23 protein-coding genes are annotated in these 21,834 nt (G+C 32.1%); 16 read left to right on the top strand and 7 right to left on the bottom strand.

The annotated features are described in order from the left end of the window. Window positions 1-27 precede the first annotated feature (27 nt). From SPJ17_RS05625 to SPJ17_RS05600, 6 genes are all read left to right on the top strand, one after another. On the top strand, window positions 28-882 hold the full coding sequence (locus SPJ17_RS05625) for a U32 family peptidase (protein WP_321093405.1): 855 nt from the start codon (window positions 28-30) through the stop codon (window positions 880-882). Then, window positions 879-2,066 carry a U32 family peptidase gene (locus SPJ17_RS05620; RefSeq protein ID WP_321093404.1) on the top strand — a complete coding sequence of 396 codons (1,188 nt, stop codon included), beginning with the start codon at window positions 879-881 and terminating at the stop codon, window positions 2,064-2,066. The genes SPJ17_RS05625 and SPJ17_RS05620 overlap by 4 nt, the downstream gene beginning before the upstream one ends. Continuing rightward, window positions 2,066-2,743, top strand: coding sequence for a SprT-like domain-containing protein (locus SPJ17_RS05615; protein WP_321093402.1), 678 nt, complete (start codon window positions 2,066-2,068; stop codon window positions 2,741-2,743). The genes SPJ17_RS05620 and SPJ17_RS05615 overlap by 1 nt, the downstream gene beginning before the upstream one ends. A gap of 62 nt (window positions 2,744-2,805) precedes the next feature. Continuing rightward, window positions 2,806-3,249: a transcription elongation factor GreA gene (gene greA, locus SPJ17_RS05610; protein ID WP_321093400.1), complete on the top strand. Its 444-nt coding sequence runs from the start codon at window positions 2,806-2,808 to the stop codon at window positions 3,247-3,249. A gap of 121 nt (window positions 3,250-3,370) precedes the next feature. Further along, window positions 3,371-3,646, top strand: coding sequence for an HU family DNA-binding protein (locus SPJ17_RS05605; RefSeq protein WP_321093398.1), 276 nt, complete (start codon window positions 3,371-3,373; stop codon window positions 3,644-3,646). Window positions 3,647-3,677: 31 nt separating this feature from the next. Continuing rightward, complete coding sequence (locus SPJ17_RS05600) at window positions 3,678-4,625, top strand: ankyrin repeat domain-containing protein (protein ID WP_321093396.1); 948 nt, start codon at window positions 3,678-3,680, stop codon at window positions 4,623-4,625. A 129-nt stretch (window positions 4,626-4,754) separates the two neighbouring features. On the opposite strand, the gene ispH is transcribed toward SPJ17_RS05600, so the two are convergent. Then, on the bottom strand, window positions 4,755-5,621 hold the full coding sequence (gene ispH, locus SPJ17_RS05595; RefSeq protein ID WP_321093395.1) for a 4-hydroxy-3-methylbut-2-enyl diphosphate reductase: 867 nt from the start codon (window positions 5,619-5,621) through the stop codon (window positions 4,755-4,757). Then, the gene (locus tag SPJ17_RS05590) at window positions 5,618-6,343 is read right to left on the bottom strand and encodes an isoprenyl transferase (protein ID WP_321093393.1); all 726 of its coding nucleotides are present in this window, start codon (window positions 6,341-6,343) and stop codon (window positions 5,618-5,620) included. Before SPJ17_RS05590 ends, ispH begins: the two co-directional genes overlap by 4 nt. A gap of 180 nt (window positions 6,344-6,523) precedes the next feature. Here SPJ17_RS05590 and nusB point away from each other — a divergent pair, with 180 nt between their 5' ends. Genes nusB through recN form a run of 5 tightly spaced genes read left to right on the top strand, consistent with a single transcriptional unit; the run spans window position 6,524 to window position 10,786 of the window. Further along, window positions 6,524-6,910 (top strand): transcription antitermination factor NusB, encoded by a 387-nt coding sequence (nusB, locus tag SPJ17_RS05585; RefSeq protein WP_321093391.1) that lies wholly within the window; start codon window positions 6,524-6,526, stop codon window positions 6,908-6,910. An 18-nt stretch (window positions 6,911-6,928) separates the two neighbouring features. Then, entirely contained in the window at window positions 6,929-8,140 is a 1,212-nt protein-coding gene (xseA, locus tag SPJ17_RS05580; RefSeq protein ID WP_321093390.1) for an exodeoxyribonuclease VII large subunit, read from the top strand. Next, window positions 8,127-8,348: an exodeoxyribonuclease VII small subunit gene (gene xseB / locus SPJ17_RS05575; protein WP_321093389.1), complete on the top strand. Its 222-nt coding sequence runs from the start codon at window positions 8,127-8,129 to the stop codon at window positions 8,346-8,348. The genes xseA and xseB overlap by 14 nt, the downstream gene beginning before the upstream one ends. A gap of 1 nt (window position 8,349) precedes the next feature. After that, the gene (locus SPJ17_RS05570) at window positions 8,350-9,105 is read left to right on the top strand and encodes a TlyA family RNA methyltransferase (protein WP_321093388.1); all 756 of its coding nucleotides are present in this window, start codon (window positions 8,350-8,352) and stop codon (window positions 9,103-9,105) included. 4 nt (window positions 9,106-9,109) lie between these two features. Further along, window positions 9,110-10,786, top strand: a complete 1,677-nt coding sequence (gene recN, locus SPJ17_RS05565; RefSeq protein WP_321093387.1) for a DNA repair protein RecN — start codon at window positions 9,110-9,112, stop codon at window positions 10,784-10,786. A gap of 16 nt (window positions 10,787-10,802) precedes the next feature. On the opposite strand, the gene SPJ17_RS05560 is transcribed toward recN, so the two are convergent. Together SPJ17_RS05560 and SPJ17_RS05555 are read right to left on the bottom strand one after the other, a co-directional pair. Beyond that, window positions 10,803-11,618, bottom strand: coding sequence for a Cof-type HAD-IIB family hydrolase (locus SPJ17_RS05560; RefSeq protein WP_321093386.1), 816 nt, complete (start codon window positions 11,616-11,618; stop codon window positions 10,803-10,805). 45 nt (window positions 11,619-11,663) lie between these two features. Next, a complete protein-coding gene (locus SPJ17_RS05555) occupies window positions 11,664-11,843 on the bottom strand; it encodes a hypothetical protein (protein WP_321093385.1) in 180 nt (59 codons plus the stop codon). 82 nt (window positions 11,844-11,925) lie between these two features. On the opposite strand from SPJ17_RS05555, the gene dinB reads away from it, so the two are divergent. From dinB to SPJ17_RS05540, 3 genes are all read left to right on the top strand, one after another. Beyond that, window positions 11,926-13,119 carry a DNA polymerase IV gene (dinB, locus tag SPJ17_RS05550; protein WP_321093384.1) on the top strand — a complete coding sequence of 398 codons (1,194 nt, stop codon included), beginning with the start codon at window positions 11,926-11,928 and terminating at the stop codon, window positions 13,117-13,119. Window positions 13,120-13,206: 87 nt separating this feature from the next. Continuing rightward, window positions 13,207-14,517 carry a DEAD/DEAH box helicase gene (locus tag SPJ17_RS05545; RefSeq protein ID WP_321093383.1) on the top strand — a complete coding sequence of 437 codons (1,311 nt, stop codon included), beginning with the start codon at window positions 13,207-13,209 and terminating at the stop codon, window positions 14,515-14,517. A 1-nt stretch (window position 14,518) separates the two neighbouring features. Then, entirely contained in the window at window positions 14,519-15,406 is an 888-nt protein-coding gene (locus SPJ17_RS05540; protein WP_321093382.1) for a DegV family protein, read from the top strand. 144 nt (window positions 15,407-15,550) lie between these two features. Here the strand turns inward: SPJ17_RS05540 and glgC are convergent, their stop codons facing one another. Together glgC and glgA are read right to left on the bottom strand one after the other, a co-directional pair. Beyond that, window positions 15,551-16,795: a glucose-1-phosphate adenylyltransferase gene (gene glgC, locus SPJ17_RS05535; RefSeq protein ID WP_321093380.1), complete on the bottom strand. Its 1,245-nt coding sequence runs from the start codon at window positions 16,793-16,795 to the stop codon at window positions 15,551-15,553. 15 nt (window positions 16,796-16,810) lie between these two features. Continuing rightward, window positions 16,811-18,229 carry a glycogen synthase GlgA gene (glgA, locus tag SPJ17_RS05530; protein ID WP_321093378.1) on the bottom strand — a complete coding sequence of 473 codons (1,419 nt, stop codon included), beginning with the start codon at window positions 18,227-18,229 and terminating at the stop codon, window positions 16,811-16,813. A gap of 268 nt (window positions 18,230-18,497) precedes the next feature. On the opposite strand from glgA, the gene SPJ17_RS05525 reads away from it, so the two are divergent. Together SPJ17_RS05525 and argS are read left to right on the top strand one after the other, a co-directional pair. Next, on the top strand, window positions 18,498-19,136 hold the full coding sequence (locus SPJ17_RS05525) for a hypothetical protein (protein WP_321093377.1): 639 nt from the start codon (window positions 18,498-18,500) through the stop codon (window positions 19,134-19,136). A gap of 51 nt (window positions 19,137-19,187) precedes the next feature. Beyond that, the gene (argS, locus tag SPJ17_RS05520; RefSeq protein ID WP_321093375.1) at window positions 19,188-20,891 is read left to right on the top strand and encodes an arginine--tRNA ligase; all 1,704 of its coding nucleotides are present in this window, start codon (window positions 19,188-19,190) and stop codon (window positions 20,889-20,891) included. A gap of 140 nt (window positions 20,892-21,031) precedes the next feature. Here argS and SPJ17_RS05515 read toward each other — a convergent pair whose 3' ends face one another. Next, on the bottom strand, window positions 21,032-21,481 hold the full coding sequence (locus SPJ17_RS05515) for a DUF5714 domain-containing protein (protein ID WP_321093472.1): 450 nt from the start codon (window positions 21,479-21,481) through the stop codon (window positions 21,032-21,034). Window positions 21,482-21,834: the final 353 nt, after the last annotated feature.

Here is a 21,834-nt window from a genome sequence, read left to right as displayed (position 1 = left end):
ATGGATTTTTCATTCGAAGGAGGATATATGAGGCTCATTACAAGTATATATACTATGGAACAATTAAATAACTTAGCAGCATATCTTGATATGGCCTTATTAGAATGTAAGGATACCTCCTTAAATTATAAGGATTTAGATTTAGCTTTAGCCATTGATTTTTGTAAAAAAAATCATATAGATATTGTATTATCTATGGATAAAATATATGAACCAACGAATATAGATATTGCCAAGGAATATTTCATAAAATATAAGGATTTCGTTCAATACTTTTATGTTACCGATTTAGGTTTATGCAATTTGGCAATAAAGCTAAATATAGAGGATAAAATCATCTTTGACCCCAAAACTATGATTACGAATTCCTTAGATTTTAATTCTTATCAAGCCTTTGGATTTCATGCCTTAGGTATTTCATCAGAAATTACACTTAAGGATGTACTTAATATCAATGAAAAGGCTCAAACAAATGCCTTTTATCAGGTTTTTGGTGAAAGATTGATGTTCTACTCAAAAAGAAAACTAATTTCTTTATATTCTATAAAAAACAATACGGAATACCCAAAGCATGATGTCTATTTTAAGGAAGCAACAAGGAAGGATTATTTTCCTGGAGAGGAAAATATAAATGGAACTATAATCTATAGATCCTATTTGATTTCTTATTTAGAGGAATTAAATGAATTAAAGGGTATTGCCTATGGATTTATGGAAAGCTATAGAGTAAGTGATTCTATTATGGCCTCTGTTTTAAAAATATATAAGGAAGCTTTAAATGGAAATCTAATGCTTAAGGAATTTAATGCATTAAATTTAAATACGAATAAAGGCTTTGCCTATAAGGATTCTGTATACCAAAAGGAGGAGCTAAAGCTATGAGTAAATATGAATTATTAGCTCCTGCAGGAGATTTAGAAAAGCTAAAGGTTGCCATCCTTTATGGAGCAAATGCTGTATTTATTGGGGGACTTAGATTCTCTTTAAGAAGTAGAGCATCCAATTTTACTATAGAGGATATTAAGGAGGGCTGTTGTTTTGCTCATAAGCATAAAGCAAAAATACATGTAACCTGTAATATTGTAATGCATGAGGCCGATACAGATGAAATATTAGAATATTTAAAGGCTTTAGAGGATGCAGGAGTAGACTGTATTATTGCATCTAGCATATATATTTTAAAGCTCGTTATAGAACATACGCATATGGAGGCCCATGTATCTACTCAAGAATCAATAGCAAATCCTGAGGCAATTGATTTCTTTTATAAGCTTGGAGTCAATCGAGTTGTTTTAGCAAGGGAGCTTTCCCTAGATGAAATAGAAGTATGTAAGAAGAATTCAAAGGTCGATATTGAAGCCTTTATTCATGGTGGTATGTGTGTATCCTTTAGTGGTAGATGTATGCTATCGAATAATATGACCAATAGAGATGCCAACAGAGGTGGCTGTGCACACTCCTGTAGATGGAATTATGATTTAGTGAAGGATGGAATAACCTATAACCCTAAGGGAGATTATTTTGCGATGTCCTCTAAGGACTTATGTGCAATCAAGGCGATTCCAAGGCTTATGGATATTGGTGTAGATTCCTTCAAGATTGAAGGTAGAATGAAATCCTTACATTATATTGCAACGGTTGTAAATGCCTATAGAAGAATTATCGATGAATATGAAGAAACTGGTAAGGTTATAGATTATAATGTATATATTAAGCAAATCGAAAAGGCAGAAAACAGATTGACCTCTACAGGCTTCCTATTTGGAGATACTACAATTCATGAGCAATTATATGATTTAAATTTAACTGTGCCTACTAAGGATTTTATTGGTATCGTTAGAGGATATGATGAAAATACACACATGGTATATATTGAGCAAAGAAATTATTTCTTACCGAATACAACCATTGAGGTATTTTCTCCAAGAGGTACCTTCAATCTAGATATAAAGGAAATCTTTGATGAGGATGGAAATAGTGTTGATGCGGCAAGGCATCCACTACAAAAGCTTCATTTTAAGAGTGATATTCCATTATCTGAATTTGATTTATTGAGGTTAGTTTGATGGAATTTGAGTTAAAGGGAATCAAGTTTAAGGTTGAATTCATCCTAAATAAAAGAAAAAGAGGCTGGAGCATTAAATATAAGGCTCCCGACACATTCTTATTAGAAACGAATAAAATGATGACGGATGAGGAAATATATCTTGAGATGTCTAAGCATTATAGATTCATTAAACGATGTATGACAACAGAAGAAAAAAACTTCCATCAATCCATTCACCTATTTGGAATAGAATATGAGCTTCAAATTATAGAATCAGATTTAAGAAAAATGATTCTTATGGGGAATAAGGCTATTTTATATACAGATACAACGGATAAGGAAATCAATCAAAAAATAGTGGATAGCTTTTATAAAGAGAATTTATCCTATTTCGTAAATAATCATATTGAGCTTGCGAAAGCGAAAATGAATATTTTATTTCCTATTCAAATAGAATATAAAAAGGTCAAAACCTATTATGGAGAATGCTTCCCAAAAAGAAGATTAATTATATTCCAAGAATCCTTAGCGAAATATAATGAGGAATTCATTTTATCTGTAATCTATCATGAATTATGTCATTTCTATTATCCAAATCATCAAAAAGCATTTTATGATAGGCTAGATCTAGTATTTCCTGGATATAAGAGTATTCAAGCAAGACTACGAAGAACAAAATATAATGATATGTATTAGTTCTTGATTTTTTAAAGTTTTTAAGTATAATTTATATATGTATTTTTATGGAGGACTATAAAATGGTAAACGCAAAACAAATTGATTTAACCGTATCAGGTAAGAAAGAGCTTGAAGAAGAGCTAGAGTGGAGAAAGGTTTCCGAAAGAGATAGAATCAAAGAAGCGATTAAGGTTGCTCGTGAGCAAGGTGACTTATCTGAAAACGCTGATTATACATCTGCAAGAGAAGAGCAATCGAAGAATGAGGCTCGTATTACAGAAATCGAAGACATGCTAAAGCATGCAAGAATTGTTGAAGTCACAACAATTAAGATTCGTTATGTGGCAAAGAATTTAGTTAAGGAATTCCAAATTTGTGGTTCTGAAACAGATCCATTCTCAGGTAAGATTTCTAATGAATCTCCACTTGCTAAGGCTGTATTAGGTCATAAGGCTTTAGACCATGTATTTATGACTACAGAAACTGGCAAGGACATAGAAATTGAAATTTTAGAGATCAAGTAATTAAAATTGCAGAAAAAATCCTTTACCTAAAGGATTTTTTTAACGCCAAAAGGCTTGAAATTTTATAAATACATTGTTATAATGAATATACAATAAGCTTTTAAAAATTTAGGAGGAAAAAATGAATAAATCGGAAATTGTTGCTACAATAGCAGACGAATTAGATGTAACACGTAAAGATGCTGAAAATGCAGTTGATACTGTATTTAAGATGATTACTCAAGCATTAGAGGATGGCGATAAGGTAGTTATTTCTGGCTTTGGTACATTCGAAGTTAGAACTAGAGTCGCTAGAGAGGGTAGAAACCCTAGAACTGGTGAGATTGTATCTGTACCAGCTCAGAAGACACCTGCATTCAAGGCTGGTAAGGTTTTAAAGGACGCTGTAAATAAATAGAGCATCATGCTCTATTTTTTTTCGATTACATATGGATGCATTTTTAGCTATATACGACGATAACATTCAAGCCTTAAGAGAATATTTAGAGCTTGGTGATGTCAATATAAAAAATGAAAGAGGAATGAGTCTTTTACATTCAGCTATTTTATTTTCTAATTCCGAAATTTTTGATTTATTACTTGAAAGCTATATCAATGTGAACATGAAAGACAACTATGGGAATACTCCATCTCATTTATGTGTCATTCATAACAGGCTTGGCTTTTTAAAGATGCTGATTAGACATAATGCAGATTTAAATATAAAAAATGATGAAGGTCAAACTCCATTATATAAAGCCTGTCTTTTGGGTAGAGAGAACATGATTTCTTTATTATTAGAAACTCAAAAATTTGATTTAAATATGATGGATAAAAATGATGAATCTATGTTTTTTGCATTAACAAGAAGTAGAAATTTGGATTTATTGAACAAGGTAATCCTAGATGATGAAATTGTAAATCGACCAAATTATAAGGGTGAAGCTCCAATTCATATTGCAGCTAGAAGTGGTGATGTAAAAATCTTAGATTATTTAATACAGCATAAAGCTTTAGTTAATCTTAAGACCAATCAAAAGGAAACTCCATTATTTTATGCTGTAAGAGGAAGAAGCTTAGATTGTATTGATCTATTACTTAAAAATGGTGCCATTTTAGATTGTAAAAATAAAAATGGAGAAACTATTTATGATTTAGTTGAGATAGATTCTATTGTAGAATCTATCAATGAAAAGAGAATAAAATACCATCAGGATGAATATATTTCATCCTATCCACTTCATTATGCTATTCTTATTGAGGATTCTATTTTAGTTAAAAAATATGCAAATTTAAGGAATATTTATAGAGTGGATTCTTATGGATTTACTCCTAAACAAATAAATAAGTTCATAAAGAACGAAAGAATAGAAAAACTTTTGAATGAAATTAAGTAATTTACTTGATTTTTATCCATAGTGTGAGAGTATGTTAAATTAACTTTAAGGTGAATGATTTAGAAATTTTGGCAATAATTTGCAAAAGAAAAAGAATCCAATTATAGAAGAGGATTCTTTTTTCATTTGTTATTCATTGTGTGCCAAAAGATATTCAATTATTTCATCAACAATATAGGATGGGGTAGATGCTCCACTAGAAACATTTACCTTATGAATCCCATCAAGGGATTCCTTTTTTAATTGCTCTAAATTTTCAACAAATATTGTATGAATTCCTTTATTTTTGGATACCTCAACAAGCTTTTTGGTATTTGAGGATTTCTTATCCCCAACAACGATACATAAATCACAGGATGGTTGGTTTTCCATCGCAAGCTGTCTTATGGTTGTCGCATTACATATTTTATCATCTATATATGCATTTGGATATTTTCTTTTTATTTCATCAAATAAAGCCATAGTATCGAATATGGATAATGTCGTTTGATTCGTTGCATAAACGAAAGAGCTATTTATATTTAGATTCTTAATATCCTCTAAGGTAGAAACAAAATGTATTTTATCTGAAATACCTAATACACCCTCGCATTCCGGATGATTTTTGGTACCTATGTAAATACATTCATAATTCTTGTTTAAATGCTCCTCCATTTTTTTATGAACCATTAAAACATAAGGGCATGTTGCATCAATAATATTTAATCCTTTTTCCTTGGCTTTTTCATAAACCTTAGGGGATACCCCATGGGCGGAGAATATAACTGTACCAGAATGGATCTTGTCTAAAAGAAGAAGGCGGGATAATCCTTCCTCAAAAATCGTTATAATTCCATACCTTTCTAAATCTTTTATGACATTAGAGTTATGGATGATTTGCCCAAGCATGTAAATAGGCTTTTTTATGCTTGGATCCTTTGCTGCATCCATTGCCATTTTAATGGCATGGATAACTCCACCACAGTAGCCCTGTGGTTCAATTTTGTTTACCATCATTTTGATAATCCACCAAATCTTCTATCTCTTCCTTGATAGGCAATTAAGGCTTTTTTTAATTCTTCTGGGGTAAAATCTGGGAATAGTGTATCGGTAAAATATAATTCACTGTAGGCTGCTTGCCATAACAAGAAATTCGATAATCTACATTCACCAGAGGTACGAATCAATAAATCAAGCTTTGGATAATCCTTAGTGAATAAATGATTAGTAATCATTTCTGGCGTGATATCATTAATCTCAATAGCCCCATCTCTTGCCTCTTTTGCAATTTCTTTTACAGCAGTAGTGATTTCATCTTGTGAACCGTAATCAATACATAAGGTTAATACCATACCTGTATGATTTTTTGTTAATTCAACGGCTTCATTTAAGGTGTTAGATAACATAGCTGGTATTCTATCTTTTCTACCAATGACTTGGTATCGAACATTTGTATTTTCGACTAAATCCTTAAAAAATCTTTTAAAATATTGGCTTGGAGCCTTCATTAGGTATTGAACCTCATCGATAGGTCTTTTCCAGTTTTCTGTTGAAAAGCAGTAAACGGTCATATATTTTACGCCAATGGAATTGGCATATCTTGCAATATCTCTTAGGGTAAATGCGCCATGACGATGGCCATACTTTCTAGGCATATGTCTTTTTTTGGCCCATCTACCATTTCCATCTAGTATAATTCCAATATGCTCAGGAATTCTGTTCATATCTAATTCTTGCATAAACTCCTCCTATAATCATAAGAATTATAGCATAGATAAGTAAGAATTACCACTTGAAAAAATTGTATAGAAATCGGATATATAATTAATAATATTATAATAAATTATCCCAAAAAGTTTTTCTTTATAATCTAGCTTAACTATGTTACAATATTAAGGAATAGAAAAAAGGTGAAGTATATGACAAGAAGAGATGCAAGAGTACTCTGCATGAAAGTTTTATATAATGCAGATTTAAATGAGATATCCATAGAGGAATCTAAGAATAATATAGTAGAGGAAGAGGATGAAGTAGCATTTTCTTTCTTAGAATTAGTGGAAAACAATTTAGAGAAGATTGATGAAATTATTGAAAAATCCTTAGAAAATTATAGCTTATCTAGATTAAATAAAGTCGATAAGGCGATTATCCGCCTTGCAACAGCTGAAATGCTTGATGGTAAAACACCTAAAAAGATAATTATCAATGAAGCATTAGAAATTACTAAGGAATACTCCGATCAAGGAGATCATAAGGCAACAAGCTTTAATAATCGTCTATTAGAAAATATCAGTAAAAATCTCTAGTATAAAGCGAGGTATTTTATGGAAGAACGTTATTTAACCGTTACCGCCTTAACAAAATACATTAAATATAAGTTTGACCACGACCATAATCTTGAGGAGGTACTTCTTGAAGGAGAGGTATCAAATTTTAAGCATAATTCCCGTGGTCATTTTTATTTCACATTAAAGGATGAAAATGCTCAGATTTCAGCTACGATGTTTCAATCCTTTGCCAAAAGTGTTAAATTTGAGCCTGAGGATGGTATGAAGGTATTTGTTAAAGGTGTAGTTACTGTATATGAACCATCCGGTACATATCAAATTAATGTAAGAGAAATGAAATCCGATGGTATTGGTGATTTATATTTAGCCTATGAAAAGCTTAAGGCTGAGCTTGAAAAGGAAGGCTTATTTGATCCAAACCATAAGATGCCAATTCCAAGATTTCCAAAAACCATTGGTGTTATTACATCTCCAACAGGAGCTGCCATAAGAGATATTATTAATACAGTTTCAAGAAGATATCCTCTTGCAAGTATTATCCTATATCCTGCAATTGTTCAAGGAGAGGATGCAAAGGATAATGTTTCTATGCAAATCAAAAAAGCGAATTTAGATTCCCTTTGTGATGTGCTTATTGTAGGTAGAGGTGGAGGATCGATTGAGGATTTATGGGCATTTAATGAAAGAGTAGTTGCAAGAGCAATATATGATTCTAAAATTCCAATCATTTCTGCAGTTGGTCACGAAATTGATTTTACGATTGCGGACTTTGTTGCAGACCAAAGAGCAGCAACACCTACCGCTGCAGCTGAAATTGCAACGCCAAATATTTTGGTATTAAAGGAAAACATAAAGAAGAATATCGAACAAATGACGAAAAGAATTCGTCAATCCTTCTATAATAAGCAATTGATGCTGACGCAATTAGATAAGAGATTAGATTCTAAGAATCCTCTTTCTGTTTTGCATCATAAGGAGGAATTATTAGAATCCAATATAGAAAGATTAAATATGAGAATGTATCGTATTTTAGATATGAAGAAGCATCAATATGAAATGATTAGAAGAAGCTTAGATGCGAATAATCCTTTAGCGATTATGGATAAGGGGTATTCTATATCTAGTGTCGAGGGTAAGATTATAAAGGATGCTAAGGATATTAAAAAGGATGACACAATGAAGACAAAAATGAAAAATGGTGTCGTTATAAGTAAGGTAATGGAGGTAATTTTAGATGGAAGAGAATAAAGAAATGAGCTTTGAGGAATGCATTAAAGAGCTTGAAAATATATTACGTGATTTAGAAAGACAAGATATTTCCCTAGAGGATTCGGTTAAGGCCTATACAAAAGGATTAGAGCTTTCAAAAAAATGCAATGAAATTCTATCTACAAATGAAAAGCTTGTCGTAGAAAAAATGACTGAATCTGGATTAGTGGATTTTACTCAGGAATAAAATGAGATTAGATCAGTATTTAGTAGAAAAGGGCTTTTTTGAATCTAGAAATAAAGCGAAGGCTGCCATAGAGGATAAGAAGATTTCCATCAATAATAAAATAATAACCAAATCCTCCTTTGATGTATCGGATTTAGATTCTATAAAAATAGCTTCTACTATATGCCCCTATGTATCTAGAGGAGGATATAAGCTTAAGGCCGCTATTGATGCCTTTTATTTAGATTTTAAGGACAAAGTCATTGTAGATATTGGCGCATCAACCGGAGGTTTTACGGATTGTAGCTTACAGCATGGTGCGAAGAAGGTATATGCTATAGATGTAGGTACGAATCAGCTTGCTAAAAAGCTTAAAGAGGATGATAGAGTCATCTCCTTAGAACAAACAAACATCAAGGATATACCCTATTTTCCTGAAAAAATCGATTTTTTCGTAATGGATGTATCCTTTGTATCCATCGAATATTTAATGAAGGATATCGAAAAATTTATTACGGAAGATAATAAATTAGTATGCTTGATCAAGCCTCAATTTGAGGTTGGTAAAACGCATATGAAAAATGGTATTGTAAAGGATCGAACAACCCATATTCAGGTGATTAAAAATATTATGAATGATTTAGCTACCTATGGCTTAGGTATCTCTAAATTGATACCATCCCCTATTTTAGGTGGGTCAGGCAATAAGGAATTTTTATGCCTTATTGAAAGAAACGTTAAGGCATTGCTTAATGTTATAGAAGCAGTAAAGGAGTGATTTCATGTTAAAATCCTTAAGTGTTAAAGATTTTGCAATCATCGAAGATTTAACTGTAGAATTTCATAAGGGGATGACCGTTTTAACTGGTGAAACAGGTGCTGGTAAATCTTTAATTATTGATACGATTTCCCTCCTCCTTGGAGCAAGAGCGGATTCTGATATGATTCGGTATGGAAGAACTCAAGCATCTGTTGTGGGTATATTTGATTATGTAAAGGAATTAGATTTTCTTTTTGATTCCTTAGGAATAAGAAAAGAAGAGATTAAAATTGAAAGGATCATATCCGATTCGAGTAAAAATCAGGTTAAGGTCAATGGTGTTTACATCACTTTAAATTCTTTAAAACAAATTTCAAAACATTTAGCGGATATTCATATTCAAAATGATACCTATAAGCTCTTTAATCCAGAAAATTATTTAGATATGTTAGATGCATCAAGTGATAATAATCTCAATAAATATTTGAATAAATATTCTAAAAGCTTACTGGAATATTTCGATGCCTTAAAAGATTATAATAAGGTTTTGATGGGTAAGAAGAATCTTGATGAAAGATTAGAATTCTTAAAATACGAAAAAGAAGAGCTAGAAGCATTAGAGCTTTATCCTAATATGGATATAGAGCTTAATGAAACCATTTCTCGATTATCGAATTTTGATAAGATTAAGGAAGGCTTAGTCAATTCCTATAATAGCTTAGATATAAATAATTCTATCGATAGTTTATATGATGCATCAAAGGCTTTAGAAGCTATAGGAGAATACGATAAGGAATATATGGAATATGCATCTAAGCTTTTAGATTGTTATTATATTTCTGATGAGATTAAATCCAATATAAGATCCTCTATCGATAATTTAGATTATGATGAGGATGAATTAAACCATTCGATTGAAAAGATGAATGATTTATCTAAGGCCATGGATAAATATAAAAAGAATGTCGATGAATTGATGAGCTATTTAAAGGAAATTACCTTAATGATCGATATGGCAGAAAATTATGATGAAACCCTAAAGGCAAATAAGGATAAGGTCATTCTTTTCTTTGATGAATTAAAAAAGAATTCTATAGCCTTAAGTGACTATAGAAAGAAAATAGCAAAATCCTTAGAAAAGGCAATCCTAAAGGAATGTGTAGATTTAGATTTGCCAAATACAAAATTTATGGTTGAATTTATGGATATAGATTATTCAAATCCATTCGATAAAAGTATCTTTAAGGAAAATGGATGTGATACTATAAATTTCTTAATTAGCTTTAATGAGGGTGAGCCATTAAGACCTTTATATAAGGTTGCATCCGGTGGAGAAGCATCAAGAATGATGCTTGCGTTTAAATCCTATTTATCCAAATCCATGAATTTATCCTTGATGGTATTTGATGAAATTGATACAGGTGTATCTGGTGTTACAGCTTCAAAAATTGCAAATAAGATGCATAATATCAGTAAAAATATTCAGGTATTATGTATTACCCATTTACCACAGGTAGCTGGGATGGGTGATTATCATAAGCATATTTATAAGGTTTTAGATAACGGAAGAACCAAAACAGAAATAAAGGATTTATATGATAAGGATAGAGTTGAGGAGATAGCAAAAATGCTATCTGGAGATTCTATTTCCTTATATGCATTATCTCATGCAAGGGAATTACTTGAAAAAAAGGACTAGTTCGATTTAATTTGAACTAGTCTTTTTCCTCTAAAACGAATTTATTTATAGCGTATGCAACACCAGAGGATTCGTTATCTAATGTGATAAAATTCGCACATTTTTTAACTTCCTCACATGCATTTTCCATCGCAACACCGATTCCTGCATATAAAATCATAGATTTGTCATTATCCTGATCTCCTATGGCCATGACCTCATCTCTTTTCACATTTAAATGCTTGGCTAAAGCTTCAAGCGCCATACCCTTATTGGTGTTTTTATTTAAGAATTCTAAGAAGATATCCGAACTTCTTACCATAGAGAATTCTTCCTTATATTTTGGGTTTATATCCCTTATTACTCTTGAGACATTTTCTTTATTATCTACAAGCATAGCCTTAATAAATGCCTCATCATCCTTAATCTTAGTAAAATCATAGATATAATCCTTTGTATGATTGATGGTTGCCTCAACATCGGTATATGGATTATGATCCTTTGTAATTAGCTCCTCATTTAAGCGGAAGGCATGATAATGTACATTGAGTCTTATGGACTCATAGTAGAGCTCTTTTACGGTTTTACCCGTAATAGAAGAGCTAAAAATCATTTCCTTTGTTCCTATATTAAATACTTTCGCACCATTATATATAATGACATAATCCGAAGTACTATTTAATTCTAATTCGTCAAATACAGGCTTCACTCCAGAATAAGGTCTACCCGTTGTGATGACGATTTTCACACCTAAATCCTTAGCACGTTTAAGTGCTATTTTATTTTCTTTAGATATGTTTTTCTTATCATCAAATAAGGTGCCATCTAAATCGATAGCTATGATTTTAATCATAGTAACCTCCCTAAAAAAAAGACTCCAAGCGGAGCCTAAATTCTTTTATAGCTTACCTATACATGCCATGATAATAAGAGAGATAACTCCACTTAGTGCCATAGCTAAAGCTAATGTAACAATAATGATCTTACCAGCCTTAGACATAACTGGGTTTCTATATTTCTTTTCGTTTTTATCTTTGTTCTTTTCTTTAATATATTTATTGTTTTTATCTTGTGCCATATTCTTCACCTACTTACAAAAAAATGCTATAATAATATCGCTATGATTATATACTAAATTGTTTGAAAAAGGAAGATGCCAAGTGAAAGAAAATAATTTAAAAATAATATTTCATATCGACATGAATGCATTCTTTTGCTCGGTTGCATGCATTTTAATGCCAGAACTAAGAGGCATTCCCTTCGCCATTGGAAGAGAAGGCACTTCAAGAGGTGTTTTATCTACAGCATCCTATGAGGCTAGAGCCTATGGAATACATTCTGCCATGCCTACCATAGAGGCCAAAAGAATACTTCCTACCTTAAGGGTGGTTCATATTGATTATAAGTATTATCAAAAGTATCATAATTATTTTTTGTCGATTATAAGAGAATATTCAAGCTTAGTTGAAGTAGCATCCATAGATGAATGCTACGCAGATATGACTGAGGCATGCAAGAATAAGCATCCTATAGTTTTAGCTAAGGAAATTCAAGCAAGAATATTGAAGCAATATGATCTTCCATGCTCTATAGGTATTTCGCATACTTTATTCCTAGCCAAAATGGCATCCGATATGAAAAAGCCTTTAGGGGTAACGATTATTACTCCATCCAATACAAGGCATTTACTTGGCCCATTATCTGTTGAAGATATTTACGGGATAGGAAAAAGAACTTCTCCTATATTACTTAAGGCAGGAATAAATACAATTGATGATTTTATGAATCCTAAGAATAAGGATAAGGTTATATCCTTAGTAGGTTCAAATACATATCAATATGTAAGAAGCCATGTTTTAGGCTTATCTAGTGATGTAGTAGATCCAAATCGATATTCTAAATCAAAATCAATCTCAACATCACAAACCTATGATGTATATAAGGAATCCTTATCGGATATGCTGTATGAAATGAGGCAAATGACAAGAAGTGTAATCGCTAGAATGAAGGAGGAGTCCTCCCTTTGTAAAACCGTAACGATTACACTTAGGGATTCTGATTTTAATACGATAACAAGGCAAACAAAATTAGAGGATTTTAGTGATGATTTTGATTTAATCTATAGTGTTGTAAGTGAACTTACAGAAGAAAATGTAGAAAAAGATAAATCCTATAGATTACTTGGCGTTGGATTATCTGGTTTAGTGGAAAAGGATAGTCTTCCTAAGGAATATAATATATTTAATGTAGATGATGTAATGAAAAAAGAAATTATCCTTGATGAAATGATTCATGAATTTCAAAACAAGTATGGTAAAATGGCGTTATATAGGAAAAAGGAAAAACAAGGTTGATTTCTGTTATGAAAAAATATAAAATAGGTTGTAAAATTAACAAAGATTACAAATTTTAAATTTTTGTAATGGGAAGGAGGGTATGCTATGGTATTTGATGGACTTGAATTAAAGGATTATATCGTAAGAGCTTTAAAGGATTTAAGATTCGAATCCTTCACAGAGGTTCAAAAAGCAGTATTTAATAAAATGAAGCTTGAAAAAAATATTTTAGCAAAATCAAAAACAGGCTCAGGTAAAACACATGCTTTTTTAATACCGATTTTCCAAGATTTAGATGAAAAGCAGAATAAGGTTCAAGCAACCATTGTTGCCCCTACAAAGGAGCTTGCAATGCAAATCTATAAGATGGCACAGCATATTGCATCCTTTTGTCCAGAACGTATCGATATAAAGCTTTATAGTGGTGGTACAGACAGGTTAAAGGAGGTTTCAAAGCTTGAGGGCTTACAACCTCAAATCGTTATTGGTACCCCAGGTAAGATTAAGGATTTATCTATTACCGTAAATGCTTTAAAGATTTATACATCGAAGTATTTTATTGTAGATGAGGTAGATATGACCTTTGAAAATGGCTTCCAAGAGGATTTAGATGCAATAACAGAGGTCGTAAGTGATGCAAGATGTATGTTCTTTAGTGCAACGATTGCAGAAAAGATTTTACCTTATTTAAAAAAATATATGACGAATGTAGAATTTGTAGATATAAATAATACAAATGATCAAAAGATAGAGCATATTTGGATTCCTCTTAAGCATAAGGACCGCTTTTTAGTCTTAGATATGCTACTTAAAACGATTCAGCCTTATTTATGTATTATATTTGCAAATAAAAAGGAAACGGTTATGGATCTTCAAGCAAAGCTTGTTAACGAAGGGTATTTCGTTGGTGCGATGCATGGAGATTTAACTCCAAGAGAAAGAAAAAGAGTTTTAAACGATTGTAAAGCGCTTAAATATCAATATTTAGTCGCAACAGATTTAGCTGCAAGAGGTATTGATATTGAAGGTGTATCTCATATTATTAATTATGAATTGCCAATGGATTATGAATTCTATTTACATAGATCAGGTAGAACCGGTAGAATGCATAAGGATGGTATTGTATATTCCTTATATGAGGAGATTGATGATGCTTATTTAGATTCCTTAAATAAGAAAAAAATAAAGCCTTCTTATTTTGAATTTAAATCTGGTGAGCTTGTACCATATAAAGGAAGAAATACTAGATTAGATCGAATTAAGCCTAAAACAGATTATCAAAAGGAAGCTGCAAAATATATTCCAGAGGCGAAAAAGGTTAAGCCTGGATATAAGAAAAAGCGTCAGGCACAAATTGATGATTTAGCGACTCGCTTAAAGAGAAATGATCAAAAGAAAAAGAAAAGAGGCAGATAATATGAAGGATTACATTATTGTAACGGATTCTACAATCGATTTAACCGATGAAATGGCAAAGGAATTAGGAATTCTTGTATTACCTATGACATTCACTATCGATGGTAAGGAGTATAAGAATTATTTAGATGGAAGAGAAATTGGATTAGAGGAATTCTACCAAAAAATGGTAAATGGTAGTACACCTAAAACAGCACAGCTAAATGTAAACTATATTATGGAGCATGCAAAGCCAGTATTAGATAAGAATTTAGATGTATTATATATTTCCTTTTCCTCTGGATTATCTGGATCCTTTAATGCAGTAAGGCTTGCAAGTGAGCAATTAATGCTAGATTATCCAGATGCAAAAATTGAAATTGTGGATTCCTTATGTGCATCTGGTGGCGAAGGCTTATTGGTATGGATGGCTGTACAGAAGAAAAATTCAGGCGCAACCCTAGAAGAGAATAAGGAATATCTAGAAAATTTAAAGCTTCATGTAAAGCATAGCTTTACGGTTGCAGATTTGGAATATTTAAAGCGCGGAGGAAGAATTAAGGCTACTGCAGCCTTTGCCGCAAAGCTATTAAATATTAAGCCAGTGTTACATGTAGATAATGAAGGACATTTAGTTGCCTTAGCAAAAAAGCATGGTAGAAGAGCAGCATTAAATGCCACTTGTGAAAATGCATTGGTTGGACTTGATACAAAGGCTAATTTTATTACGATTGTATCTCATGCAGATGCATTAGAGGATGCACTATACTGTAAGGATTATATGGAAAAGAAATATGCAGAAATGCATTTTGATTCCAAGGTGGTTATTACGCCTATAGGACCAGTTATTGGAGCACATAGTGGCCCTGGTACTATCGCAGTATTTACGATTTCTGATAAAAGAGAATAATTCAGTTATAAAAGATTTGGCGCATTTAATTCCAAATCTTTTTCTTTTCTATTTTAACTAAGGCAAAAAGACCCTATATGTAGAATCTGCCTTTGTATAGGTATCTACTTTATAGGGTCTATTTTACAAATTTATTAGTTATTTTTATAGCTTTGGTGTACCAATAGAATCACCAGAGGTAATATGCTTTACCGTAATTTCCTTAGGCTTTGCAGAAGAGAACACACGAACATTTCTTTCGATGATTAAGCCTTCTGGTAAAATGAGCTTTTTACCAATGACATTTAAGCCGGAAGATAATAGCTTAGGATTATCCTTGTTTGGTGTTAAATCACGACCTGTACCAATGATAGAATAATCACCTACTACAGTATTCTTATCGATAATTGTCTTTTCAATTTTACAATTATCACCGATGATTACATCATTTAAGATGACAGAATCACGAATTGTAGTATTCTTACCTACAACAACACCTGGAGATAATACAGAGTGAATAACCTCACCATTAATGATGCAGCCATTAGAGATTAATGATGTTTGGATAGAAGCATGACGACCAACCTTTACTGGAGGTAAATCCTCACTCTTTGTATAAATTTTCCATTTTGGATCATATAAATCTAAGGCAGAATCACCAGTTAATTCAAGGTTAGACTCTAAGTAGGAATCATATGTTCCTACATCCTGCCAGTAATCATAGAATTCATAGGCATATACATTCTTTTTTTCAATCATTTCAGGAATTAGATGGAAGCCAAAATCTAAATCATCGATATCTGGATGAGATTCAATAGCTTCAATTAATGCATCTGTTGAGAATACATAAATACCCATAGAAGCCTTATTGGACTTAGGATTTTTAGGCTTTTCTACGAATTTTTTAATTCTTAAATTCTCATCGGTCTCCAAAACACCATAGCGAGATGCCTCCTCCATAGGTACAATTTTAGCTGCGATAGTTAAATCTGCACCTGTACGCTTATGCTGCTCAATAAGCTTAGAATAATCCATCTTATAGATTTGGTCTCCAGACATGATTAATACATATTTGGATGCATAACGCTTAACGAAATCCAAATTCTTTCTTACAGCATCTGCAGTTCCGTTATACCAAGAATTGTTTGGTTGAAGAAGTGTAACAAATGAATCTCTACGGTCTAAGTCCCATGGCTTTCCAACGCCAATATGCTCATTTAAGGATAATGGTAAATATTGTGTTAAAATACCAATTTGGAAAATTCCTGAATTTGTACAATTGGATAATGCAAAATCGATAATTCTGAATTTTCCTGCGAAGGGAACGGCTGGCTTAGAACGCTTTTCCGATAGAATATCTAATCTAGAACCACGTCCACCAGCTAAAATTAATGCTAATGTTTCTCTCATAATAAACTTCCTTTTTTATTGTTGTAATTTACGATATAAATCAATATAGATTAAAGCTGATGCATTCCAGCTAAAGTCCATTTCCATAGCTTGCTTAATAAGCTTTTTCCAATCATCCTCATGATTGTTATATGTATCAATGGCTAGATACATAACATCCTTTAGAGAATTCGAATCATAATTGGTGAAGGAAAATCCTGTACCGGAACCATTAAAATGGTTATATGGTATAACGGTATCCTTAAGTCCGCCAGTCTCTCTAACAAGTGGTAATGTACCATAGCGCATCGCAATCATTTGTCCAAGACCACATGGCTCAAACATAGATGGCATTAGGAATAAATCAGATCCTGCATAAATCTTTTGTGCCACTCGATCGGAATAACCAATATAGCACTTAAAGCGATTTGGATATCTTGCTTCTAAAGAGCGGAAGTAATCCTCGTAATTTCTTTCTCCACTACCCATTAAAATGAATTTCGCATTCGAGTTTACGATAACATCATCTAAAATAGGCATTAGTAAATCGATTCCCTTTTGGTCAACTAACCTTGAGACCATACCAAATAGTGGCACATCCTCTTTATTGTCTAGACCAAATTCCTCAAGCAATGCTTTTTTATTGCCCTTTTTACCAGAAACAAAGGTAGAAGCAGAATAGTTTTTATAAATGTATGGATCCGTTTCTGGATTATATCTTACTGTATCAATACCATTTAATATGCCGTGGAAATCGAAATATCTTAGTCCTAATACGTTATTCATGTTATAGCCATAATAATCGGTAAGTACCTCATTTTTATATGTTGGAGATACTGTTGTAATAATATCTGATTCCATAATCGCTGTTTTCATGAAATTAATGCATCCGTCAAATTCAATTGAATTGGAATATGGCATATATAAAATGGACATCATATCCATAGGGAATATTCCCTGGTATTGAATATTATGAATGCTATAAACTGTACGAATTCGGTTATATACATTATAGGAATAATAATTTTTCTTTAAAATGTATGGAATAAGTCCAGTTTGCCAATCGTTACAATGAATGATATCCGGGAAGAAATCTACAACTCTCAATGCTTCAAGTACAGCAAAATCAAAGAATGCGAATCTTTCTCCATCATCACCATAACCATAGAATCTATCCCTCGAGAAGTATTTTTCAGAATCCACAAAGTAATAATCGATATCATCCTTTATTGCATGGAATATTCCAGCATATTCAAGGGACGAGCCCATTCTTACATAATTGTATCCCCTGTAGTAGGCAATATTTTGATCCTTAATGGATTTGTAATACGGCATGATTACTCGAACATCAACACCATTTTTCTTTAATGCCTTAGGTAGTGCACCAATTACGTCAGCAAGACCACCAGTCTTTGCGAATGGAGCACCTTCACTTGCAACAAGCAAAACTTTCATCGTGGCACCTCTTTCCTAAGATATTACATATCTTCACTTCTAATTATAGTCTTACTTTTGATGTCATTCAAGACAAATTTACGAAAAAATTAAGTAAAAATTGTTTATATTTTTTCGAAAATAAATCGAAAATATCGCTTTTGCGGCATAGTGAATTGATATAGAAAAAAACCATTTTTCTATTGCTTAAAGTGCTTGAATTTGATATAATGATAGGGCATAATGTTTCATTGTGAATAGAATATATTCTATTAAGGAGTTTATATATATGGCATCAAAGAGTAAAAGAAATAAAGTTAAATTTAAATGGACTAAGGAATTAGGCTTCCTAATTGGAGCAATCGCAATTATTGGTGCGGTTACCCTAACCCTAGCTTTAGTAAGACAATTTTCAGGTAGAGATATAAAGAGAGTAAATGAAGCAATTGAACAATTCAACGCATCTGAATCTCAAACGGTATATACCATTGATACAGAAAAGAATGTATTTAAGATGACAAATCATTCAAGCTTAGTATCCCAAAAGAACAGTTCGGATTATACCTATGTATGGTATGGTACTTATACATCTGCAGATTTCTTAAGATATTTATATACTATTAATGAAACTGCTGAAACCTATAAGGTTGATACAGTATATTTATATATTGCTGATTATGTTCAATCTGCAATCGACAACAACACAAAGGATACAGAGGAATATAAAACAACCCTAAAGGCTATGGAAGATGAGCTAAACCAAGGCCGTACGGATGCAGCTGCAATTGACCTAGAGGATTATGCTGCATTATTCGTGTTTAAGGATGGTAAGCTAGTTTACAATTCTCAAGTAGCTGGTGAATCTTCTGAATACAAATGGGAGATTCAATTTGCAAAAGCATTTAGCTATGCACAATTAGGCGAATAATAAACTTGGCTGAGGAAAACCTCAGCCTTACTTTTTAAAGGAGAATAGGACATGATTGAACAAATTAAATTATCCATTAAAGAAAAGCTTGAAGCTTATTATAAAGAGAAATACAATTTCGAATTAGCTATCGTAGTAGAAAGTCCAAAAAAAGCAGAAATGGGAGATATTTCCATTCCTATGTTTACCGTTGTTAAGGCACTTAGAAAGCCAATGCCTGAGGTTGTAAATGAGGCAATAGAGGAAATCAAATCCTTTGATTTACCTATTAATTCTATTTCTAATGCCGGTGCATTTATAAATTTATTTGTGGATAAGGCAAAGCTTTCTGCAAAAATTATTAAGGATTGTGTAACCCTTGAGGATGAATTTGGAAAAAGTAATCTTGGTGAAGGTAAAACGGTTGTATTGGATTATTCCTCACCAAATATTGCAAAATCCTTCTCTGTAGGTCACCTAAGAAGTACTATGATTGGTAATTCCTTAAAATTAATTTTACAGAAATGTGGATATCATACCGTTGCGATTAATTATTTAGGAGATTGGGGTACTCAGTTTGGTAAGATGATTGTTGCAATAGAAAAATGGGGCGACATCGAGGTTATTAAGAAAGACCCAATCAATGAGCTTGCGAGCCTTTATGTAAGAGTAAATAATGAGGAAAAGGAACATCCTGAAATTGCTGAAGAAGCAAGAGAGGCCTTCCGTAAGATTGAGCTTGGTGAGCCTAAATATGTAAAAATGTGGAAATGGATTAGAGAAGAATCCTTAAAGGAATCTGAACAAATCTATGATTTACTTGGTGTATCCTTTGATTCTTATAATGGTGAGGCCTTCTATAACGATAAGATGGATCCTGTTGTAAATGAGCTTGAGGAAAAGAAAATTCTAGAAGAAGACCAAGGTGCTATGGTTGTAAGATTATCCGATGATATTCCACCTGCATTAATTAAAAGAAGTGATGGTGGTACATTATATATCACAAGAGATTTAGCTGCGGTATTCTATAGAAAAAAGGAATATAATTTTGAAAAAGCATTTTATGTTGTAGGTGGAGAACAAAAGCTTCATTTCAATCAGCTTAAGGGTGTATTAACAAAGATGGGCTATAAGGATTTAGCTGATTCTATTATCCATGTGAATTTCGGTATGGTTTTAAAGGATGGTAAGAAGATGTCTACAAGAAAGGGTAATGTAGTTAAGCTATATGATATCCTTATGCAGGCAATTGATGCAGCCTACAAGCAAATCGAAGAAAAGAATCCAAATATGGAAAATAAGAATGAAATTGCAGTTAAGGTAGGTTGTGGTGCAGTTGTATTTAATGATTTAAAGAATTACCGTGCCCTAGATTATGAATTCGATATTAACGCAATGGTAAAATTTGAAGGTCAAACAGGACCATATTTACAATACACAGGTGTAAGAATTGCGTCTATCTTAAGAGATAAGAAATTCGATATAAATAATATTGATCCAAATCTATTTGAAAAACCTCATTACTTTGAGATTGTAAAACAAATTTCATCCTTCCGTATGACCGTTGAAAAAGCAGCAGAGGAAGCCTCTCCATCTGTCATTGCAAAATATTTATTATCCTTAGCATCAAGCTTTAATAAATTCTATTCTCTAGAAAAGATTAATGCAGAGGATATTGTTGTAAGAAACACCAATTTCGCACTTGCCAAATCTGTTCGTATTGTATTAAATGAAGGATTAAGATTGCTTGGAATCAATTATCTTGAAGAAATGTAATTGAGTACAAAAACAATTAGAAAATCGAAAAAGATGTTATGTTGCCTGAAATAGGTAGTTGCATAACATCTTTTTTTCTAGAAAACTATTAATGATCTATAGGTGGCAACGTCATGCAATTTTAATACAATTGCATACCCCTAATTCTTATAAAATGGACATTTTTTCCCTATGCATTGTTTATTCCATGATGAAAACTCACAAGATGTGTTGTCTAAATTCATTTTAATTCCATATTTCTTTTCTACAAACTCAGCTGCATATGAAAGCGATAAAAAAGCATTTCTTTTACAACATCTAGGACCACCTATTTCACTCATTCTTTTAATCACGGATGCGGTGAATTCCATATTATCCTTATAATAATCATTGGAAGTTAATGGTCCTGTCTCATGAATAATGGAAAGAACAGCTCCAATAGATGAAGTAGATCCACAGACACCCCAAAAACCACACATAGCTCCAGGCATCTTTATAGTTCTTTTGGCTAATATATCTATTGCTTGATTTAAATCAACTTCACCAGAAGCATTTTTATAAGCTACAAGAAAACTAGCCCCATCTAAAAAATGGTGTTCTGGTCCATGAATATTTACAAAACTTTATGCATAATTGACTTTGCAATTTCGATTGGATTCTTGCTTTTACTTTTTAAGACCTCTTCTTTAATAAGTTTATATTTATCATCTAATGTATATTCCATAATGCCACCTTTTTTAAGTAATTATTTAATAATACGACTTTTTCTTTGTCAATTGAATAATGTACCCATTTTCAATCTATTCTAGAAATCATTAATCCACTATCCGTTAATATTTTCATATGATGAGATAAAGTAAATTAATTACAATTAACCATTTCTAATAACTTACAAGCAAATGATTCATCATTTGTAATCCATTTTTTTGAATAAACAATCTTGTTACATCGCCAATTGCTTTAA

Source organism: Anaeroplasma sp. (assembly GCF_034179385.1).
Lineage (GTDB): Bacteria > Bacillota_I > Bacilli_A > Acholeplasmatales > Anaeroplasmataceae > Anaeroplasma.
This window is presented reverse-complemented; position numbering and strand designations above follow the sequence as displayed.

What these genes read in the sequence shown, in the direction of transcription:
- SPJ17_RS05625 (WP_321093405.1), top strand. Translation starts at nt 28, where the DNA reads ATGAGGCTCATTACAAGTATATATACTATGGAACAATTAAATAACTTA.
- SPJ17_RS05620 (WP_321093404.1), top strand. Translation starts at nt 879, where the DNA reads ATGAGTAAATATGAATTATTAGCTCCTGCAGGAGATTTAGAAAAGCTA.
- SPJ17_RS05615 (WP_321093402.1), top strand. Translation starts at nt 2,066, where the DNA reads ATGGAATTTGAGTTAAAGGGAATCAAGTTTAAGGTTGAATTCATCCTA.
- greA (WP_321093400.1), top strand. Translation starts at nt 2,806, where the DNA reads ATGGTAAACGCAAAACAAATTGATTTAACCGTATCAGGTAAGAAAGAG.
- SPJ17_RS05605 (WP_321093398.1), top strand. Translation starts at nt 3,371, where the DNA reads ATGAATAAATCGGAAATTGTTGCTACAATAGCAGACGAATTAGATGTA.
- SPJ17_RS05600 (WP_321093396.1), top strand. Translation starts at nt 3,678, where the DNA reads ATGGATGCATTTTTAGCTATATACGACGATAACATTCAAGCCTTAAGA.
- ispH (WP_321093395.1), bottom strand. Translation starts at nt 5,621, where the DNA reads ATGATGGTAAACAAAATTGAACCACAGGGCTACTGTGGTGGAGTTATC.
- SPJ17_RS05590 (WP_321093393.1), bottom strand. Translation starts at nt 6,343, where the DNA reads ATGCAAGAATTAGATATGAACAGAATTCCTGAGCATATTGGAATTATA.
- nusB (WP_321093391.1), top strand. Translation starts at nt 6,524, where the DNA reads ATGACAAGAAGAGATGCAAGAGTACTCTGCATGAAAGTTTTATATAAT.
- xseA (WP_321093390.1), top strand. Translation starts at nt 6,929, where the DNA reads ATGGAAGAACGTTATTTAACCGTTACCGCCTTAACAAAATACATTAAA.
- xseB (WP_321093389.1), top strand. Translation starts at nt 8,127, where the DNA reads ATGGAAGAGAATAAAGAAATGAGCTTTGAGGAATGCATTAAAGAGCTT.
- SPJ17_RS05570 (WP_321093388.1), top strand. Translation starts at nt 8,350, where the DNA reads ATGAGATTAGATCAGTATTTAGTAGAAAAGGGCTTTTTTGAATCTAGA.
- recN (WP_321093387.1), top strand. Translation starts at nt 9,110, where the DNA reads ATGTTAAAATCCTTAAGTGTTAAAGATTTTGCAATCATCGAAGATTTA.
- SPJ17_RS05560 (WP_321093386.1), bottom strand. Translation starts at nt 11,618, where the DNA reads ATGATTAAAATCATAGCTATCGATTTAGATGGCACCTTATTTGATGAT.
- SPJ17_RS05555 (WP_321093385.1), bottom strand. Translation starts at nt 11,843, where the DNA reads ATGGCACAAGATAAAAACAATAAATATATTAAAGAAAAGAACAAAGAT.
- SPJ17_RS05545 (WP_321093383.1), top strand. Translation starts at nt 13,207, where the DNA reads ATGGTATTTGATGGACTTGAATTAAAGGATTATATCGTAAGAGCTTTA.
- SPJ17_RS05540 (WP_321093382.1), top strand. Translation starts at nt 14,519, where the DNA reads ATGAAGGATTACATTATTGTAACGGATTCTACAATCGATTTAACCGAT.
- glgC (WP_321093380.1), bottom strand. Translation starts at nt 16,795, where the DNA reads ATGAGAGAAACATTAGCATTAATTTTAGCTGGTGGACGTGGTTCTAGA.
- glgA (WP_321093378.1), bottom strand. Translation starts at nt 18,229, where the DNA reads ATGAAAGTTTTGCTTGTTGCAAGTGAAGGTGCTCCATTCGCAAAGACT.
- SPJ17_RS05525 (WP_321093377.1), top strand. Translation starts at nt 18,498, where the DNA reads ATGGCATCAAAGAGTAAAAGAAATAAAGTTAAATTTAAATGGACTAAG.
- argS (WP_321093375.1), top strand. Translation starts at nt 19,188, where the DNA reads ATGATTGAACAAATTAAATTATCCATTAAAGAAAAGCTTGAAGCTTAT.